Here is a 15,954-nt window from a genome sequence, read left to right as displayed (position 1 = left end):
GCTACACGCCGCCCAGATAGGCCTTTCTGACGTCCTGATTGCCGAGCAGCTCCTCGCCGCTGCCGCTCAGGCGGATCTGGCCATTGACCATCACATATCCACGATCGGAGAGCTTTAGCGCATGGTGCGCGTTCTGTTCCACGAGAAATATCGTCATCCCGTTGCGCGCCAGCTCGCGCAGGGTCTGGAAGATCTGCTTCACCACTATCGGCGCTAACCCTAAGCTCGGCTCATCAAGCAGTAGCAGTTTAGGCCGGCTCATTAAGGCGCGGGCGATAGCCAGCATCTGCTGCTCGCCGCCGGACATGGTCATCGCCCGCTGTTTACGCCGCTCTTTCAGACGCGGAAAGAGGTCAAACATGCTCTGGAGATCCTCTGTCGCATACTGGTTGCCGATGGGGATGGTGCCCATCAGCAGGTTCTCTTCGACGGTCATATCGGGGAAGATGCGCCGTCCTTCCGGGGCCTGGGCGATGCCGCCCGAGGCCACGTAGTGGGTCGATTTATGGCTGATGTCTTCGCCGCAAAACAGAATTTGCCCGTCGCGTACCCTGGGCTGCCCGAAAATGGACATCAGCAGGGTCGATTTGCCCGCCCCGTTCGCGCCGATCAGCGCCACGGTTTCGCCGGGGTTGACCTGCAATGAAACCTGCTTCAGCGCCTGGATCACCCCGTAATAGACATCCACCTGACGAAACTCCAGCATTGCCTCACTCATACGCTGACCTCGCTTTCATCGGTGCCCAGATAGGCGGCAATGACTTTTTCATCGTGCTGGATCTGCTCCGGTTTGCCCTGAGCAATCACATCCCCGTGGTCGAGGACGATGATGTGATCCGATATCTCCATCACCATCCCCATATCGTGTTCGATCAGCAGGACGGTAATGTCGTGGCGATCGCGCAGGAAACGGATGATGTTACTCAGCGTGTGGGTCTCCACCGGGTTGAGCCCGGCGGCCGGTTCATCGAGACAGATCATCTCCGGCCCGGTACACATGGCGCGGGCAATCTCGAGCCGCCGCTGCTGGCCGTAGGACATTTCGCCTGCGAGGCGGTTGGCGCAGTCCACCAGATCCACTACCTCCAGCCAGTAAAAGGCCCGGTCCAGGGCGTCGCTCTCCGCCCGGCGGTAGGCGGAGGTGTTCAACACCCCGGCCAGCAGGTTGCGGTTCACCTGCATGTGCTGCGCCACCAGCAGGTTCTCCACCACCGACATCTCGCGGAACAGGCGGATGTTCTGGAAGGTACGCGCCAGCCCGGCGCGGTTGACCAGATGGGTGCCGCCAAACATTTTATAAAACAGACGCTGGCCGAACTGTGCCGGGTTGATCCAGTCCCCCGGCTGGAATTTCTGCCCGAGGATCTGAATCACGTTGGTCGTTTTGCTGCGAGTATTGAACAAAATATTGCCGCCGGAGGCTTTATAAAACCCGGTCAGGCAGTTGAACACCGTGGTTTTCCCCGCACCGTTCGGCCCGATCAGGGCGGTGATAGAGCCGCGCTGCACCTCAAGATTCACGTCGTTAAGCGCCTTGATGCCGCCAAAGTGCATCATCAGATGCTCCACGCTTAAAATGGTCCCGTTCATGGCGCCACTCCTTTTCGCACCGCGAAGCCGCTACGGTTGATGCGAATCAGCCCCCGCGGTCGCCAGATCATCATCACCACCATCAGGACGCCGAACAGCAGCACGCGGTACTCGGCGAAGGTGCGCAGCAGTTCGGGGGTGACGGTGAGCACAAAGGCCGCCAGCACCACCCCGAGGGTGGAGCCCATCCCGCCTAGCACCACAATGGCGAGGATCAGGGCCGACTCAAAGAAGGTGAACGAGGTGGGGTTAACAAACCCCTGATAGGTGGCGAAAAACACGCCGGCAATGCCCGCGGTAGAGGCCCCGAGGGTAAAGGCCGACAGCTTGACCAGCACATGGTTGAGGCCCATGGAGCGGCAGGCAATCTCGTCTTCACGCAGCGCCTCCCAGGCGCGGCCAATCGGCATCCGCGTCAGGCGGTGCTTGATGTACAGCACCAGCAGCACCACCAGCAGCAGAATGGCGTAGATAAAGATGAACTTCAGATTGGGGTTAAAGGTCAGGTTGAAGAACTCGTGGAAGGGCACGCCGCCATCTTTCGCCCGACGGCCAAACTCCAGCCCGAACAGGGTAGGGGGTGGGGCGGAGATACCGTTCGGCCCGCCGGTGAAGGTGAGCCAGTTGTTCAGCACCAGGCGGATGATCTCCCCAAAGCCGAGGGTCACAATCGCCAGATAGTCGCCGTGCATGCGCAGCACCGGGAAGCCGAGCAGAGCCCCGGCCGCAGCGGCCATCAGCGCCGCCAGCGGCAGCATGGTCCAGAAGCCGAGCCCCAGATACTGATAGCCCAGCGCCAGGCCGTAGGCCCCAATGGCATAAAAGGCGACATAGCCGAGGTCCAGCAGGCCCGCGAGCCCCACCACGATGTTCAGCCCGAGGCCGAGCAGGACGTAGATCAGGCCGAGGATCGCCACCGTCAGCACGTACTTGGTGGCGACGAACGGAAAACAGACCGCCAGGGCGATAATCAGCGGCAGGATCCAGCGCATCCGGCTTTTGTACTCTGGCGGGCGGACGTAGACCCCTGAGTTATCGTTGTCGAAGCGGGCCATCACCCGTCGGCCCGGCGCGGTGGTTAAAAAGGCGCTCAGTAAGAAACGGCCCGTCATCACCGTGGCAATGATCCACGCCAGCCGCCGCCCTTCGAAGTTAAAGCTGTAGCCATCCAGCACCACGCCGGCGATGGGACCAAAAACGATCAGCGCCACCATGCCGGCAAAAATGGCGTCGAGAAGACAGCGCTTAAGCGAAAACCCCTCGTGGGATGCGGGTTGCGAAACGATTTGTGCAGTCATCTTTTTTCCCTCACACCTTGGCCACAACAGGGCGGCCAAGCAGTCCCTGAGGACGGAAAATCAGGATCACCACCAGCAATCCAAAGGAGAACACATCTTTATAGTCGGAGTTCACCATGCCGGAGAATTGCGCCTCGGCAATGCCGAGGATCAGGCCCCCCAGCATCGCGCCGGGCAGGGAGCCGATCCCCCCGAGAACGGCGGCGGTAAAGGCTTTAATCCCGATGATAAAACCGGCGTAAAAATCAAAGGTGCCGTAGTTCATGGTGATCAACACTCCTGCCAGCCCGGCCATCGCCGCGCCAATCACGAACACCAGGGAGATGATCCGGTCGGTATTGATACCCAGAATCGACGCCATCTTGCGATCCTGCTGCACGGCGCGGCACATCCGCCCGAGCCGGGTATTGCTGATTATCCAGGTGAGCAGCAGCATCCCGGTGAACGAGGCGATCAGAATGAAGACTTTGGTGTAGGTGATCTGCACAAAGCCCTCGCCAATATGAAAACGCAGCACCCCGTCGAGCATGGTGGGGACCCCCTGCTGGCGCGGCCCCTGGCTGATTTGGGCGTAGTTTTGCAGGATCAGCGACATGCCGATGGCGGAGATCAGCGGGGCCAGGCGCGTGGAGTTACGCAGCGGTTTATAGGCGATCCGCTCGATGGTCCAGCCATAGACCCCCGTCACCACGATGGTGAACACCAGCGTACCGAGGATCAGCAGCGGAAAGGATTCCAGCCCGAAGAAGGAGAGGAGCGCCAGGCCGATGGCGCAGAGATAGGCGGAGATCATATACACTTCGCCGTGGGCGAAGTTAATCATGCCGATAATGCCGTAGACCATGGTGTAGCCGATGGCGATCAAACCGTAGACCGACCCCAGCGTTAAGCCATTGATTAACTGCTGCAGAAAGAAAGTTTCCATCATCGCGCGCTCGTGTTTTAGGCCGCCCGTTCAGGGCGCGGCCCGATGTTTATACTGCGTCGGTATGTCGCCATACCGACGTTGAGCGTGATTCCGTCCCGTTACTGCACTTCCTTATATTTTCCCTTGTCGTCCCACTCGTACACCACGTAGTCGGAGACTTTCAGGTCGCCTTTGCTGTCCCAGGATTTTTTGCCCATCACGGTATCCACCGAATTAGCCTTCAGCCATTCGCTGGCTTTGGCCGGATCGGCACCGCCCGCAGCTTTAAAGGCCGCAGCAATGGCCTGGATAGAGGCGTAGGAGTAGAGGGTGTAGCCTTCCGGCTCGAATTTACTGGCGCGGAATTTGTCGATCACTGCTTTGCCTTCCGGGATCAGGCGCGGGTCTTTGCCGAAGGTCATATAGATGCCGTTGGTGTATTGCGCGCCCCCGGCGGCGGTAACCATCTCTTCGTTGACGATACAGTCGCCGGAGAAGAATTTGGCCTGCACGCCCTGCTCACGCATCTGGCGCACCAGCGGGCCCGCTTCCGGGTGGCAGCCGCCGAAGAAGACCACATCCGGCTTCTGGGCACCGATTTTGGTCACCAGCGCGTTAAAGTCTTTTTCGCCCCGCGACAGGCCTTCGTACATCACATCCTTAACGTCGCGTTTCGCCAGCGCCGCTTTGGTGGCATCCGCCAGCCCCTGGCCGTAGGTGTCTTTGTCGTGAATGATCACCACCCGTTTGGCTTTCAGCTTATCGATAATGAAATCAGCGGCGACCTGGCCCTGCTGGTCGTCACGACCGCACATGCGGAACATGTCGCTCATGCCGCGCTCGGTGATGAGCGGGTTGGTGGAGCCCGGGGTGATCGCCAGTACGCCGGCGTCGTTATAGACCTCGGAGGCCGGCATGGTGGAGGAGGAGCAGAAGTGGCCGACCACGGCTTTGACCTTATCCTGGTCAACCAGACGGTTAGCGACCGAGACGGCCTGTTTCGGTTCACAGGCATCATCGCCCTGCACCAGTTTGATCTTCTCGCCATTAATGCCGCCCGCGGCGTTAATGTCTTCCGCGGCCTGGGTCGCGCCGTGCCAGTACTGGTCCCCATAGGTGGCGTTCGGCCCGGTGAAGGGACCAGCCACGCCAATGACGATATCAGCCTGGGCGGAAAACGCCGTCACCAGACACCCTGCCAGCACGATAGAGAGAGGACTTCTGATCAATTTCAGCGACATTATTATGTACCTTTTCTGAGTGGTTTTTGGCACAACCCTGTGTAGTCGAACGCCGGAGGCGTACCCAATCCAAAACGTGTTCAAAACGTAATGCACTAAACGGACGACATACCGCAGAAACAGGCGAGATTGCCTGAGGGTTTTACCCTCAGCACAACAGTAAGCAAAATGGTTGCCAGAACGGCAGCAGATTGCCTGTGTTTCGACAATTTTCAGTATAGAGCGCCGTTTTAAGCCACCCGGCACCACGCAGTGAAATTACAGCGGGGATCACATCTCATTAACAACAAAGCACATAAGTTGTGCAACGGTCACGATTCAAACGCATTTGCACCAGTAAAGCGCCCGGGATAAGCAGGGGAAGGGGACAGTTCAACACGCTTTCTGTGTTACCCTGCACGCAATTCAATTCTGCAGGAGATTTACCATGAGCGAAGGCCCGTTAAACGAAACCGAAATGGAGTGGCTGGAAGAGACCTTAATGACCTACGGTCATGACGGCGAGTCCGTTATAGACGTCTCGGAGCTCGACGGGATGCTGACCGCGGTGCTGTCTGGCCCGGTGGTGGTTGAGCCGGACCGCTGGCTGGTGGCGGTATGGGGCGGCGAGAAAAACATTCCGCGCTGGAAGAACGATCGTGAGATGAACCGCTTTATCGATCTCTGCTTCAAGCACATGAACGATATCGCCGAGCGCCTGAGCGACTACCCGGAACAGTTTGAACCGATGTTCGGCATGAACGACGTCGAGGGCGAAACTTATACCGTGGTAGAGGAGTGGTGCTTCGGCTATATGCGCGGCGTGGCGTTGACCGACTGGTCATCCCTGCCGGGATCCCTGCGTGCCGATCTGGATTTGATTGCCCTGCACGGCTCCGAAGAGAACTTTGAGCGTCTGGACAGCTTCAGCGAAGAGGAGTTCCAGCAGAGCATCGAGAACATTCGTCCGGCGGCGCTGCGTCTGTATAACTACTGGATTGCCAACCCGCAGGAGCCGGTCACCCAGCAGCCGGTGATCAACGGCACCAAAGTCGGCCGCAACGATCCCTGCCCGTGCGGCAGCGGTAAAAAATTCAAGAACTGCTGTCTGCATTAACAGCGCCCGGCGGCGCTTCGCTTGCACGGGCCTACAGCTATCGTAGGCCGGGTAAGCGCAGCGCCACCCGGCACAACTGCTTATCCCACTTCCGGTAACAACCCCGCCGCAATGCCAAACTGCACAAGGATTATCGCAATCCCGCAGGCGAAGACCAGACACAGCGCCGGTTTACCGCCGGGTACCCGGTAGTCGCCGGTGGCATGCTGCTTACGGCTCTGCCAGACCAGCAGCGACGGCAGCAGCAGCGCCAGCACCGCCAGCGCCACCCCGGCATACCCCAGCGCCATCACAAACCCGCGCGGATAGAACAGGGCGAACGCCAGCGGCGGCAGGAAGGTGATCGCCCCGGTCTGCATCCGCCCGCTCAGGGTGCGGCTGCGCTGGAACAGATCGGCAAGGTAATCGAACAGGCCCAGCGCCACGCCGAGGAACGAGGTTGCCAGGGCGAGGTCGGCAAACAGGTGCACCGCCAGCTCCACATGCGGCGACGCAACCACTTCACGCAGGGCCTGCAACAGCCCGTTCAGGCCGGTGTGGCTCGCCAGCATCCCCATAAAGGTCGAAGAGTTGATACTGCCGAGGGTGACCAGCTGCCAGAAGATATAGGCCACCAGCGGGATGGCGCTGCCGGTAATAAAAATCCAGCGCAGCTTGCGCACGTTGCCATTCATATAGCTGACGATGCTCGGCACGCTGCCGTGAAAACCGAACGAGGTAAAAATCACCGGGATGGCCGACAACGCCAGCCCTTTCTCCAGCGGCAGGGTCAGTAAGTTGACCTTATGAATATGCGGTGCCAGCAGGGCCAGCATCACGACCAGGAAGAGGATTTTTGCCGAGAACAGGAAGCGGTTGAAGAGATCCACCAGCGAGGTGCCCACGCAGACCACGCCGCCGCCAATCAGGGTAAAGAAGATCACCCCGGTGGCAGGGGTAATATCGGCGTTGAACCAGTCGTTAACGCTGGAGGCGATGAGCTCCCCCGCGCCGCTAATATAGGCCGCGGTCAGAGCATACATCAGGAACATCATGCTGAAGCCGGTGATCCACTGGCCGAAGCGGCCCAGATAGCGGCCGGCCAGCGACCCCAGCCCGGTATCGGCGGGAACGTGCTGATACACTTCGAGCAGCAGCAGGGCGGTGTAACACATCAGCGCCCAAAGTACGCCCAGCAATACCAGCGTGACGCCAAACCCGACGCCCGCGGCCGCCAGCGGCATCGCCAGCATTCCAGCTCCAATCGTCGTTCCGGCGACGATAAAAATACTTCCCAGCGTTCTGTTCTTCACGTTTTCCTCTACGGCCTTGCTGTATCACGACAAAATCTGCGGCGCAGAGTAAGGGAAAAGCGCAGGTTCGTCAAACCGACGTTACAACGACTGTAAAACAATGTTTACGGAAATAACCCGGAGCGACGGCCTGGTCGTATGCCCATGAAAGTGGGGGTATTCGCCTACTTCATAAGGACAATGTTTTCGCCCGATAATCAGGCGTAACGTAAACGTTTCTTATAAATAATCAAAAAAAGTGAGACGGCGATGACCGGCAGTAACCCCTTCAGTGCAAAATGGAGTCGCTCAGGCAATTTATTGTGTCATGGGCACTGGATCATCACCTGGCAGGGGCAGGCGTTAGCCCTGCCGGAGGCGCGGCAGGAAAAGGACATGGGTACCTGGGCGATTTACTCGATTATCGATCCTGAGGATGAAACTTTCGCCCAGGGCTTACAGGAAGATGAGTGGATCATTGAGAACGTCGAGTGGCTGACCGACCTCTTTTTCGACCACGCCATCCCGCTGGAAACCGATAGCTATCGTCAGTTTTATCAGGCGGTGAATAAACAGGACTGGCGCTGTACCAGCTGTGCCGGCTGTATGTAAACCTGCGCCAGCGCAACGCGGGCAGAGGAGGAACGTGTCAGGCTGCGCCTTTCATTCTGGAGGGTTTATGGCATCCATACATGGGCACGACGTGCTGACGATGATGATTGATTCCGGTGAACAGTACACCGAAGCGAGCCTGGTGGCGGCAATTACCGCACGCTTTGGTGAGGCGGCACGTTTTCATACCTGTTCGGCGGCGGAAATGACCGCGACGGAGCTGGTGGCGTTTCTGGCGGCACGCGGGAAATTTATTCCGCTGGATACCGGTTTTTCAACGCACGAAAGTAAAATTTGTCGTCATTAAAAATAACGCGGCGCCGGAAGGCGCCGCAGTAATATTAATTTTGAGCGTCGAGCGTCGACAGCTCTTTATCAATAAAGTATAACCCTTCACCCGATTTACCCGCCAGCGACAGTTTATCGAGCACGGATTTAAACAGCTTTTCTTCTTCATGCTGTTCTGCCACATACCACTGCAGGAAATTAAAGGTGCCATAATCCTGGCTGGTCATGGCCGCATGAACCAGTTCGTTAATTTTCTGGGTGATCAGCTGCTCGTGCTCATAAGTGGCGCGGAACAGTTCGTCCAGCGATGCGTACTCTGCAAAGGGGGATGCCACCGGGTTGATGCGCGGCAGGCTGCCGGTATCGGTAAGATAATCAAAGAGACGCTGCATGTGGCTCATCTCTTCCTGCGCGTGACGGCGCATAAATGCCGCCGCGCCTTCAAAACTGTGATAGCTACACCAGGCGCTCATCTGCTGATAGAGCAGGGATGAGTACAGCTCCAGATTCATTTGCTCATTAAGCTTGTCGATCATTTCAGTTTTAAGCATGGTGTAGCTCCGTTTTATTATTAACTGGTCAACGTGAGCGTCACTATAATTTGTTATTTATTTATTTGCAAAAAGTAAAATAAATATTTAAGCGATCATAATACGAATGGGAATAAAACGCATTGCGGGTAATTTAAATATATTAATGAGAATTATTCTGTTTCGTGTTTAAAATATTATTGCCAGCGGGAGCGCTGGCAATGGCATTATTACCAGGCGGACGTCGTGACGACGAGCGGCGGAGCATAACCATAACACTTATACTGGATGGTCATGGTCTCATTGAGGCACAGCGAGCCGCTGATGAGGCTACAGGTTTTGACCGGCTGACCGTAGGCCATGGCCGTGTTGTATCCCATCGCCTGGCATTCACGGGTCGCGGTGCCGCTGGTGACGTAGTCGTCATAGCGGGCGTTCTGCAACATGGCCTGATCGTAATTGAGCATGACGACACCTGACGTGACGTCGACGCTGCTGACTTCTGCTTGCCGGGTAACGCTACAGCCTGCCAGTAACAGGAGCAGGCCGCCAGTGCATAATCTCTTCATAGAACACTCTGAATGCGTTGAAATAATCTATACTAGCGGCTGATGTGCGCCGCAATGCCAGGATTAAACGCCTGTTCTGCCTCTTCTCTTTGCCACGAACCCCGGCTCCTTCAATCTTATGCCATCCTTTTATCCGTCGGTGGCAAAAACGCCTCTGAGTACAAAATTGTGAGCGCATCTTTGTTTTTTGAAACTATTTTTCACTTAATTTGAAAGTGTGTTTGCTTAGTAGTAAGGTTGAACAGGTAAGCTATTCACAGCGGGATGCCCCGCATCGCATTCAGGAGACGAAGAATGAAAATTGCACTGATGATGGAAAACAGCCAGGCGCCAAAAAACGCCATCATCCTCAAGGAATTGAACGCCGTTGCTGAAGAGAAAGGTTTCCCGGTCTACAACGTTGGGATGAGCGACGAAAACGATCACCACCTGACCTATATTCACCTGGGGATCATGGCGAGCATTCTGCTGAACTCGAAAGCGGTTGATTTCGTGGTAACCGGTTGCGGTACCGGCCAGGGCGCGCTGATGTCCCTGAACATCCATCCGGGCGTGGTGTGCGGCTACTGCATCGATCCGGCGGATGCTTTCCTGTTCGCCCAGATCAACAACGGTAACGCGCTCTCCCTGCCGTTTGCCAAAGGCTTCGGCTGGGGTGCAGAGCTGAACGTCCGCTTCATCTTTGAAAAAGCCTTCACCGGCCGTAATGGCGAAGGTTATCCGCCAGAGCGTAAAGAGCCGCAGGTTCGCAACGCCGGCATTCTGAACCAGGTTAAGGCCGCGGTGGTTAAAGAGAACTATCTCGACACCCTGCGCGCTATCGATCCAGAGCTGGTTAAAACGGCAGTGACCGGTCAGCGTTTCCAGCAGTGCTTCTTTGAGAACTGCCAGGATAAAGAGATCGAAGCTTTTGTCCGCGGCATTATCGGCTAAGTTGCCAACACCAGGAAAAAGCCAGCTTGCGCTGGCTTTTTTTATGCCTGCTTGCGGGATACCGCACTGCCGGCATCTTTCACCAGCCGCAGGGTATCAAACATCCCCAGCAGACAGACCAGCGCAATCGCCACAAATGCCAGCCGGAAACCGATCCCCGGTAGCGCTTCAATCCCCAGCATCTCGCTGCACAGTTCGCCGATACGGATCCCGATAGCGCCGAGGGTGATCCCCAGCCCCACCGCCAGCTGGGTGGCGGTCGAAAACAGGGTGTTGGCATAGCTCATCTGCGGGGAAGGGACGTCGGCAAAGGCGAGGGTGCTGATGGCGGTAAACTGAATGGAACGAAATACGCCGCCCAGATAGAGCACCAGCATGATGACCCACACCGGGGTTTGCGGCGTCAGGAACGCGCAGGCCAGCAGGGCCAGCACGTTCAGCGCCCCGTTGATCAGCAGCAGCTTTTTAAACCCCAGCCCGCGAATCAGCGGGGTGGTCGCCGGTTTGATGGTCAGGTTGCCGACAAACACCGCCAGCACCAGCAGACCGGAGTGGAACGCATCCATGCCGAATCCCACCTGAAACAGCAGCGGCAGCAAAAAGGGTACGGCGCTGATGGAGGCGCGGAACAGCGACCCGCCGTACATCGTCACGCGAAAGGTGGGCACCTGCAGGGCATCCAGGCGGATCATCGGCCATTCAGCGCGCCGGAAAAGCCGCAGCGCATAGATCATCGTGACCACCCCGATAGCCAGCAGCGCCAGGGTGATCCCCGTATTGACCTGCTGCGCCCCCATCATCTCCATGGCGCAGACCAGGCTGACCATCGCCACCGAGGTGGCGATAAAGCCTGGGGTGTCGAACGGGCGACGGCTCTCTTCATAGATATCCGGGATAATGCGCAGCGCCAGCACGATGGCAATCAGCCCCAGCGGCACATTAATAAAGAAAATCCAGCGCCAGTTGGCATAGCTGGTAATAAAGCCGCCCAGCGGCGGGCCGATAATCGGCGCTACCAGCGCGGGCCAGGTGAGGGTGGCGATGGCGGCGATCAGCAGATGTTTTGGCGTGGTGCGCAACACCGCCAGCCGCCCAACCGGTACCATCAGCGCGCCGCCCATCCCCTGCAGGACGCGCATGGCGACGAACTGATCGACGCTGGTGGCAAGGCCGCACAGCACCGAGGCGAGGGTAAAAATGGCCAGCGCAAGGGTGAAGACTTTACGCGCCCCAAAACGGTCGGCGATCCAGCCGCTCGCGGGAATTAATACCGCCAGGGTGATGAGATACGCACTGATGCCGATGTTGAGATCCACCGCCTGCACGCCAAAGCTTCTCGCCATATCGGGCAGCGCGGTGGCGATCACCGTGCCGTCGAGAAACTCCATAAAGAACGCGCCCGCGACTAACAGCGCAGCGGGAGAGATCCCGCTGGACGCTTTACCGGAGATGTTTTCGGTCATTTTTCCTCTGCCACTTCAAAATTTTTTTAAAAATTTACAGGAACAAATACGCTGCTAATCACCTGATTTGTCATTGTTTTTAACAGGAACGCTGTTTTATTTTAAATAAACTGCCGTGATGAATATCACAAAATCATTGATTTTTGTGATGCAGGTCATATTATAGGCGCATCAACAATAACACCTGCATAACATTTAGCCGGAGCATAATGATGAAATTGCGCAAAATCCTGAAAAGCATGTTCGAATCCTACTGCAAGACCTTCAAGGACGTACCGCCAGGCGCGATGTTCTGATAAAAAAACCTGCTTCGGCAGGTTTTTTTGTGCCTGCAGGCCGCATCAGGGCAGGCGTTTTGCTACTATGGCGGCCTTTCAAACAGGAGAAGCCTATGTCTCAAAACCTGAGTGCCGATCAGGAACTGATCTCTGACGTTGTTGCATGCCAGCTGGTTATCAAACAAATTCTTGATGTGATTGAAATCATCGCCCCGGCTGAGGTGCGCGAGAAGATGTCCAGCCAGCTCAAAAATATCGATTTCGCCAGCAATCCTGCCTCGGCCGACCCCGTCACGCTGCGCGCGGTTCAGAAAGCCATTGCGCTGATTGAACTGAAGTTCACGCCGCAGGGCGAGTCTCACTAAAATAAACCGACGTTTTGAATTTAGAAATGGTTTTGTGAGAATAAAGTGAACGGGCGACCCGCAGTCGCCCGGTATGATGATTACAGGAAGGTCTGCACCAGCAGATAACTCACCGCACAGGCACAGCTCACCCCGATGAGCCCTGGCAGAATAAAGCTGTGGTTGATAATAAACTTGCCGATACGCGTGGTGCCCGAGCGGTCAAAGCCAATGCAGGCGAGGTCGCTGGGGTAGGTCGGCAGAACGAAATAGCCGTATGACGCGGGGAAGAAAGCAATCAGCATCTTCGGGTCAATCCCCAGCATTAACCCCATCGGCGCAACTGCCGTCAGCGCTGCCGCCTGGCTATTGACCAGCTTCGAAACCAGAAACAGCACAATGGCGTAGGTCCAGGGGTGGCTTTTCACCACGCCTTCAAGGGCCATCTTCAGCTCATCCAGATGCGCCTGGAAAAAGGTATCGCTCATCCATGCCACGCCAAAGACCGAGAAAATAGCCACCATCCCGGCCTTAAACACCGCCCCGTTTGAGATCGCCGCTGCATTCACTTTGCAGAGCATCAGCATTACCGCCCCGGCAATCAGCATCATCATCTGGATCACCAGGTTCATCGACAGCGCCGTCAGCTTGCCTTTCACCTCAAAGGCCGGACGCAGCTCGGGCAGGGCGCCCAGCAGCACCACGACGGCAATTCCGGCGAAGAAGATCCAGGTGGACCAGTACGCCTGCTTCGGGAAACGCTGATTCATCAAGGTATCGGTGCTGCCATAGATGAACTTACGCTGCTCAGGATCCTGCAACCGGGCCTGAAATTCCGCGTCGTCGGCCAGATCCTTGCCACGGCGTAGACTCCAGAGGGCGGCAATCGCCACTCCCGCCAGCGAGGCCGGGACCGAAATCGCGAGGATCTCAAGAATGCCAAATGCCTGACCCACGCCGTGCTGCGCGGCAAGAATAGACACCAGCGACACGACGGCAACCGACACCGGAGAGGCGGTGATCGCCATCTGCGAAGCAATGGACGCCACCGCCATCGGACGCTCGGGACGGATCCCTTTTTTCAGCGCGATATCGGCAATAATCGGGAACATGGTATAGACCACATGGCCTGTGCCGCACAGAAAGGTCAGCATCCAGGTCGTGAAAGGAGCGAGCAGGGTAATGTGTTGCGGATGCCGCCGCAGCAGCCGTTCGGCAAACTGCATCATTACATTCAGCCCCCCGGCGGTCTGAAGCGTGGCCGCACAGCCAATGACCGCAAGGATCGTCAGCATGACATCTACCGGGGGCTTACCGGGCTGGAGCCCAAAGACAAAGCTGAGAATAAAAAGGCCAATGCCGCTTATCAGCCCCAGCCCCATTCCTCCAAACCGGGTGCCGATTAACAGGCACAGAATAATGACAATAAATTCAACGCTAATCATACGTATCCCTCGTCTGTGAAAATGAAAGTTTCGCAAATCATTACACGGAGAAGGGTTATTCGGTGGGAGCCAGATCGGATTTGTTAAAGATTAATAAAAGCAAAGGCTTGGTTGCGTTTTTGTAACAAAATTACCCGGCACAGGCCGGGTAATGAACGTGAAGTGCAGAATCAGTGGTGCTGGCAGTTGACGACGTTAAGCAGGTGGCGATCGGTCTGTTCCATACCCATGCCGGTGCGACGTGCCTGACGAACTTCATCAAGGACAGTTTTCAGTAACAACCCATCCTGCTGCTGTTCCTTTTCAATATCATGCAGGAAGTTGAGCGTGGAGATATCCTGCATCTTCCGCGCTTCATCCGTTAATTGAGTCAGGGTCAGACAGCGTTGCTCATACTCTTCCAGCGTGCGCTGGAAAACGGCTTCCAGACCATTACAGTCTTCGTCCGTCATATCCACGGGCTTCAGAACCGGCATGGCGCCTGAGGCTTTCAGAAAATCAAAAACGCGCATCATCTGCGTGACGTTGCTCTGCGCCTGGGTGCGCAGGAAGGTCGCGGAACCGGTAAGCTGATGTTCTGAACACCACTCGCTGAGGTGCAAAGAGAGATTTGACGCGTGAAACTCCAGGTTCATCTGCGTATTGAGCTTGGTAATCATATCCGAGACAGCCATATCCATTCCCTTTTCTTCGTTTATGTAACCTAAAAAATAATCATCATTAACGATAGTTCACTACAGAATAAAAGCATTCTGTTTTCCCTGTATGTGATCCCATATTCATTTCAGGCATCGGGTAAAAATCATCATAACAGCGGTTGGTTTATAAGAAAATCCTTATAAATATATTCTTACTAAACCTTACTTCCCATCGGCAATTTAAAACAGTGAAAGGTTTAGTGAGGAATGACGGGAATATGGTGATTCATAAGCTAATGATATTTAAGCTTATGTATAAATATAAGGCAGGTTGACCGATAACGCCGTTTAATGTTTTATTCGGTAGCACTAGAATATGCGCTTAGCAAGTAAATTAATAATTATTCCCGTAAGACGGGATAGAGATAATTCTTGCTATTAATCTTTTTTTACACCTGACGAAAATTGAGCAGGATCATTTTTGCAATAAATAGCGTGTTATGTGATCCAGCAGGAAGTTTGCCGCCCCGCACTCTGTGAAAATGAAACGTTGTTTTATGTTTTTATCTAACGGAGTTCACTATGGCAAACGTTGCGGTGCTGCTGGCACCCGGATTTGAAGAGGCGGAAGCGATCATCACCGTTGATATCCTGCGCCGTCTCAACATTGAGGTAGAAACCCTGGCCTGCGCCGAATCGCGCGCGGTGGTGAGCTACCATAATATCCCGATGGTCGCGGACAGCACCCTGAGTGAGAAAATCGACTGTTACTACGACGCCGTTGTTTTACCGGGCGGGCCGCAGGGCAGTGTGAACCTCGCCGCCAGCGCCGGGGTGCTGCGTTTTATTGCCGCCCATGACGAAGCGGGCAGGATTATCGCGCCCATCTGTTCCGCGGCCGCGCGTGTGCTGGGCGGGAACGGTTTATTAAAAGGCCGTCGCTATGTCTGTTCAGGCGATCTCTGGCAGGCCGTGCAGGACGGCGTGTATGTTGATGCCCCGGTGGTGGAAGACGGCAACCTCATCAGCGGCAAAGGTCTGGGCCATGCCTTCGACTTCGCGCTGACCCTCTCTGCCCGCCTGTTAGGCGACGAAGCGCCGGTGCGCGACCACGCCGATCACATCTACTATCCCTGGTAAGATCTCCGGGCGCGCGTGCGCCCGTCTAACAAGGATATCTTAGCTGATCTTATGGACTAATCTGCTTTATCCCTTTCTATTTGTCTGACAAATATCTCCGTATTTATGTCATTTTTCGCTGAATGTATGTACGCAATTACTGTAATTCTGCGGTGTGATGGCGCTCTCTTATGGATGATTAATTTCCCGCTAAAACTATCTCAAGCAAATGCGCTTTAAACACGGTTGGCGCTAATGCCTTGTTTTAAGTCCGATTAAACAGAATTGAGATGTTGTTTCCCCTACATATTAGAACGCTAAAGCTGGAGTTA

At 55.8% G+C, this 15,954-nt stretch carries 18 protein-coding genes; 7 read left to right on the top strand and 11 right to left on the bottom strand.

The features are described from left to right. Position 1: 1 nt before the first annotated feature. The 5 genes from ACP4QI_RS13855 to ACP4QI_RS13835 all read right to left on the bottom strand — a co-directional run bounded on the left by ACP4QI_RS13855 (position 2) and on the right by ACP4QI_RS13835 (position 5,036). Positions 2-718, bottom strand: coding sequence for an ABC transporter ATP-binding protein (locus ACP4QI_RS13855; protein WP_142486277.1), 717 nt, complete (start codon positions 716-718; stop codon positions 2-4). Then, on the bottom strand, positions 715-1,590 hold the full coding sequence (locus ACP4QI_RS13850) for an ABC transporter ATP-binding protein (protein ID WP_142486276.1): 876 nt from the start codon (positions 1,588-1,590) through the stop codon (positions 715-717). Before ACP4QI_RS13850 ends, ACP4QI_RS13855 begins: the two co-directional genes overlap by 4 nt. Next, positions 1,587-2,888 carry a high-affinity branched-chain amino acid ABC transporter permease LivM gene (gene livM / locus ACP4QI_RS13845; protein WP_142486275.1) on the bottom strand — a complete coding sequence of 434 codons (1,302 nt, stop codon included), beginning with the start codon at positions 2,886-2,888 and terminating at the stop codon, positions 1,587-1,589. The genes ACP4QI_RS13850 and livM overlap by 4 nt, the downstream gene beginning before the upstream one ends. 10 nt (positions 2,889-2,898) lie before the next feature. Then, positions 2,899-3,813, bottom strand: a complete 915-nt coding sequence (locus ACP4QI_RS13840) for an ABC transporter permease subunit (protein ID WP_059309089.1) — start codon at positions 3,811-3,813, stop codon at positions 2,899-2,901. A gap of 101 nt (positions 3,814-3,914) precedes the next feature. Then, complete coding sequence (locus tag ACP4QI_RS13835; protein WP_142486274.1) at positions 3,915-5,036, bottom strand: branched-chain amino acid ABC transporter substrate-binding protein; 1,122 nt, start codon at positions 5,034-5,036, stop codon at positions 3,915-3,917. A 427-nt stretch (positions 5,037-5,463) separates the two neighbouring features. Here ACP4QI_RS13835 and ACP4QI_RS13830 point away from each other — a divergent pair, with 427 nt between their 5' ends. Next, entirely contained in the window at positions 5,464-6,132 is a 669-nt protein-coding gene (locus ACP4QI_RS13830) for a YecA/YgfB family protein (protein WP_231312001.1), read from the top strand. An 80-nt stretch (positions 6,133-6,212) separates the two neighbouring features. On the opposite strand, the gene tyrP is transcribed toward ACP4QI_RS13830, so the two are convergent. Beyond that, positions 6,213-7,424, bottom strand: coding sequence for a tyrosine transporter TyrP (gene tyrP / locus ACP4QI_RS13825; protein ID WP_426495309.1), 1,212 nt, complete (start codon positions 7,422-7,424; stop codon positions 6,213-6,215). 249 nt (positions 7,425-7,673) lie between these two features. On the opposite strand from tyrP, the gene ACP4QI_RS13820 reads away from it, so the two are divergent. Then, entirely contained in the window at positions 7,674-8,015 is a 342-nt protein-coding gene (locus ACP4QI_RS13820; protein WP_231312003.1) for a hypothetical protein, read from the top strand. Positions 8,016-8,082: 67 nt separating this feature from the next. Continuing rightward, positions 8,083-8,322, top strand: a complete 240-nt coding sequence (locus ACP4QI_RS13815) for a YecH family metal-binding protein (RefSeq protein ID WP_156264100.1) — start codon at positions 8,083-8,085, stop codon at positions 8,320-8,322. Between the two features lie 34 nt (positions 8,323-8,356). On the opposite strand, the gene ftnA is transcribed toward ACP4QI_RS13815, so the two are convergent. Both ftnA and yecR read right to left on the bottom strand, forming a co-directional pair. Next, positions 8,357-8,854, bottom strand: a complete 498-nt coding sequence (ftnA, locus tag ACP4QI_RS13810) for a non-heme ferritin (RefSeq protein WP_231312004.1) — start codon at positions 8,852-8,854, stop codon at positions 8,357-8,359. A 209-nt stretch (positions 8,855-9,063) separates the two neighbouring features. Next, positions 9,064-9,402 (bottom strand): YecR family lipoprotein, encoded by a 339-nt coding sequence (gene yecR, locus ACP4QI_RS13805; protein ID WP_156264099.1) that lies wholly within the window; start codon positions 9,400-9,402, stop codon positions 9,064-9,066. Positions 9,403-9,696: 294 nt separating this feature from the next. On the opposite strand from yecR, the gene ACP4QI_RS13800 reads away from it, so the two are divergent. After that, the gene (locus ACP4QI_RS13800; RefSeq protein ID WP_032612023.1) at positions 9,697-10,335 is read left to right on the top strand and encodes an RpiB/LacA/LacB family sugar-phosphate isomerase; all 639 of its coding nucleotides are present in this window, start codon (positions 9,697-9,699) and stop codon (positions 10,333-10,335) included. A 41-nt stretch (positions 10,336-10,376) separates the two neighbouring features. On the opposite strand, the gene ACP4QI_RS13795 is transcribed toward ACP4QI_RS13800, so the two are convergent. After that, complete coding sequence (locus ACP4QI_RS13795; protein WP_426495310.1) at positions 10,377-11,798, bottom strand: MFS transporter; 1,422 nt, start codon at positions 11,796-11,798, stop codon at positions 10,377-10,379. 212 nt (positions 11,799-12,010) lie between these two features. Between ACP4QI_RS13795 and azuC the strand changes: the two genes are divergently transcribed. Further along, positions 12,011-12,094, top strand: coding sequence for a stress response protein AzuC (gene azuC / locus ACP4QI_RS13790; protein WP_098946254.1), 84 nt, complete (start codon positions 12,011-12,013; stop codon positions 12,092-12,094). A gap of 95 nt (positions 12,095-12,189) precedes the next feature. Beyond that, positions 12,190-12,441, top strand: coding sequence for a DUF2766 family protein (locus ACP4QI_RS13785; RefSeq protein WP_039030868.1), 252 nt, complete (start codon positions 12,190-12,192; stop codon positions 12,439-12,441). A gap of 80 nt (positions 12,442-12,521) precedes the next feature. Here ACP4QI_RS13785 and ACP4QI_RS13780 read toward each other — a convergent pair whose 3' ends face one another. Beyond that, positions 12,522-13,865, bottom strand: coding sequence for an anaerobic C4-dicarboxylate transporter (locus ACP4QI_RS13780; protein WP_142486266.1), 1,344 nt, complete (start codon positions 13,863-13,865; stop codon positions 12,522-12,524). 170 nt (positions 13,866-14,035) lie between these two features. Then, a complete protein-coding gene (locus tag ACP4QI_RS13775) occupies positions 14,036-14,539 on the bottom strand; it encodes a non-heme ferritin-like protein (RefSeq protein ID WP_142486265.1) in 504 nt (167 codons plus the stop codon). Between the two features lie 546 nt (positions 14,540-15,085). On the opposite strand from ACP4QI_RS13775, the gene ACP4QI_RS13770 reads away from it, so the two are divergent. After that, positions 15,086-15,643, top strand: coding sequence for a DJ-1/PfpI family protein (locus tag ACP4QI_RS13770; RefSeq protein WP_426495311.1), 558 nt, complete (start codon positions 15,086-15,088; stop codon positions 15,641-15,643). Positions 15,644-15,954 lie beyond the last annotated feature (311 nt).

The sequence above is a fragment of the Leclercia sp. TB492 genome (assembly GCF_049974505.2).
Classification (GTDB): Bacteria; Pseudomonadota; Gammaproteobacteria; order Enterobacterales; family Enterobacteriaceae; genus Enterobacter; species Enterobacter adecarboxylatus_C.
The sequence above is the reverse complement of the archived record's forward strand: the minus strand, read 5'-3'. Positions and strand labels throughout refer to the sequence as shown.

What these genes read in the sequence shown, in the direction of transcription:
- ACP4QI_RS13855 (WP_142486277.1), bottom strand. Translation starts at nt 718, where the DNA reads ATGAGTGAGGCAATGCTGGAGTTTCGTCAGGTGGATGTCTATTACGGG.
- ACP4QI_RS13850 (WP_142486276.1), bottom strand. Translation starts at nt 1,590, where the DNA reads ATGAACGGGACCATTTTAAGCGTGGAGCATCTGATGATGCACTTTGGC.
- livM (WP_142486275.1), bottom strand. Translation starts at nt 2,888, where the DNA reads ATGACTGCACAAATCGTTTCGCAACCCGCATCCCACGAGGGGTTTTCG.
- ACP4QI_RS13840 (WP_059309089.1), bottom strand. Translation starts at nt 3,813, where the DNA reads ATGGAAACTTTCTTTCTGCAGCAGTTAATCAATGGCTTAACGCTGGGG.
- ACP4QI_RS13835 (WP_142486274.1), bottom strand. Translation starts at nt 5,036, where the DNA reads ATGTCGCTGAAATTGATCAGAAGTCCTCTCTCTATCGTGCTGGCAGGG.
- ACP4QI_RS13830 (WP_231312001.1), top strand. Translation starts at nt 5,464, where the DNA reads ATGAGCGAAGGCCCGTTAAACGAAACCGAAATGGAGTGGCTGGAAGAG.
- ACP4QI_RS13820 (WP_231312003.1), top strand. Translation starts at nt 7,674, where the DNA reads ATGACCGGCAGTAACCCCTTCAGTGCAAAATGGAGTCGCTCAGGCAAT.
- ACP4QI_RS13815 (WP_156264100.1), top strand. Translation starts at nt 8,083, where the DNA reads ATGGCATCCATACATGGGCACGACGTGCTGACGATGATGATTGATTCC.
- ftnA (WP_231312004.1), bottom strand. Translation starts at nt 8,854, where the DNA reads ATGCTTAAAACTGAAATGATCGACAAGCTTAATGAGCAAATGAATCTG.
- yecR (WP_156264099.1), bottom strand. Translation starts at nt 9,402, where the DNA reads ATGAAGAGATTATGCACTGGCGGCCTGCTCCTGTTACTGGCAGGCTGT.
- ACP4QI_RS13800 (WP_032612023.1), top strand. Translation starts at nt 9,697, where the DNA reads ATGAAAATTGCACTGATGATGGAAAACAGCCAGGCGCCAAAAAACGCC.
- ACP4QI_RS13795 (WP_426495310.1), bottom strand. Translation starts at nt 11,798, where the DNA reads ATGACCGAAAACATCTCCGGTAAAGCGTCCAGCGGGATCTCTCCCGCT.
- azuC (WP_098946254.1), top strand. Translation starts at nt 12,011, where the DNA reads ATGAAATTGCGCAAAATCCTGAAAAGCATGTTCGAATCCTACTGCAAG.
- ACP4QI_RS13785 (WP_039030868.1), top strand. Translation starts at nt 12,190, where the DNA reads ATGTCTCAAAACCTGAGTGCCGATCAGGAACTGATCTCTGACGTTGTT.
- ACP4QI_RS13780 (WP_142486266.1), bottom strand. Translation starts at nt 13,865, where the DNA reads ATGATTAGCGTTGAATTTATTGTCATTATTCTGTGCCTGTTAATCGGC.
- ACP4QI_RS13775 (WP_142486265.1), bottom strand. Translation starts at nt 14,539, where the DNA reads ATGGCTGTCTCGGATATGATTACCAAGCTCAATACGCAGATGAACCTG.
- ACP4QI_RS13770 (WP_426495311.1), top strand. Translation starts at nt 15,086, where the DNA reads ATGGCAAACGTTGCGGTGCTGCTGGCACCCGGATTTGAAGAGGCGGAA.